The sequence below is a fragment of the Natrarchaeobius oligotrophus genome, from assembly GCF_003841465.1.
Taxonomy (GTDB): domain Archaea; phylum Halobacteriota; class Halobacteria; order Halobacteriales; family Natrialbaceae; genus Natrarchaeobius; species Natrarchaeobius oligotrophus.
On record NZ_REFZ01000059.1, the window covers coordinates 1 to 1,124 of the forward strand.

At 53.8% G+C, this 1,124-nt stretch carries 2 protein-coding genes; both read left to right on the top strand.

What is annotated here, in order from left to right:
• The first annotated feature begins 47 nt into the window (after positions 1-47).
• On the top strand, positions 48-557 hold the full coding sequence (locus EA472_RS21810; protein ID WP_124193548.1) for an IS630 family transposase: 510 nt from the start codon (positions 48-50) through the stop codon (positions 555-557).
• Positions 554-1,117, top strand: a complete 564-nt coding sequence (locus EA472_RS21815) for a transposase (protein WP_124193549.1) — start codon at positions 554-556, stop codon at positions 1,115-1,117. The genes EA472_RS21810 and EA472_RS21815 overlap by 4 nt, the downstream gene beginning before the upstream one ends.
• Positions 1,118-1,124: the final 7 nt, after the last annotated feature.

A 1,124-nucleotide genomic window follows, 5' to 3' on the forward strand; every position in this document is an offset into this window, starting at 1 on the left:
ATAGTGATTAAGGAAATTATTTACCGATAGGTGTGGTAGAGTTGATAATGGGTCGGCTTGACGATATCACGCTTGAGGAACTCTACGAACTCAAGGAGCAGATCAACGAAGGGAAGCCGCGAGAACGTGTTCTCGCGGCGATCGGACGCAAGCAGGGCGATCAATTGGATATGCTGGCTGAACGGCATGGCGTCGTCGAGAAAACGATCCGCAACTGGCTCGATCGGTTCGAAGAAGAACCGATCGAGCAAGCGCCCTACGATGCTCCTCGACCAGGAGGCCCAGCAAAGATTGAGGGACAAGACCGTGAGCAGCTCTTCGAACAGTTGCAACAACCACCAACCGAACTCGGCTACGATCAGCAAGCGTGGTCAGCGAAGCTTCTTCTTCACCACATCAAAGAGGAGTACGGCGTCGAATACCACGAGAACTACGCGTACGAGTTGTTGAAAGAGGCCGGGCTGTCCTTGCGGACAGCACGGCCTCAACACTACGAGGCAGATCCCGACGAGAAAGCCGAGTTCCAAGAGACAGTCGAAAAAAACGACCCGAACTGAACGAAAAAACCGTCGTTGTCGTCGACCAGTTTACCAAACACGTCGGAACCGTCCAGCGGCGTGGCTGGTATCCTATCGGCTCGAACCCGACGATAGAGACAGCAACTTCCTGGAAGTCGGTGACAGTGCTTGGCGCTGTCACCGACGACGGTGACAGCTTCTTCTGCTGGACAGAAGAGAATCTCACACGGAAGCACGGGATTCGGTTGTTAGAGGCTTTGAAAGACAAGTTCGGTGAGGAATTAGTGGTGTTTCTGGATCGGGCGGGCTACTTCTACGCGAGGGATCTCTGGGAACACGTGAGCGGTGAGCGCGAGACCGAAACTGTCGGAGACAGTTCGGTCTCGTGCGTATGCGGCGACGAACTCGAAGTCTGGTACTTCCCGTCAAAACTCCCCGAATTGAACGCTGTCGAAGGGTGCTGGGATCAGCTGCAAGAGTGGTTCAAGTATCGGCTCGTTCCCGATCTCTCAACGCTAAACGACTACATTCCACGAGGACTGAGCGCGATCAGCGAGCCCAATATTTGGCCGCATCTCACTGGTAAAGATTCGTCTTAATCACTAT

Excerpts from the sequence above, each read along its gene's own strand:
- EA472_RS21810 (WP_124193548.1), top strand. The coding sequence starts at position 48 with ATGGGTCGGCTTGACGATATCACGCTTGAGGAACTCTACGAACTCAAG.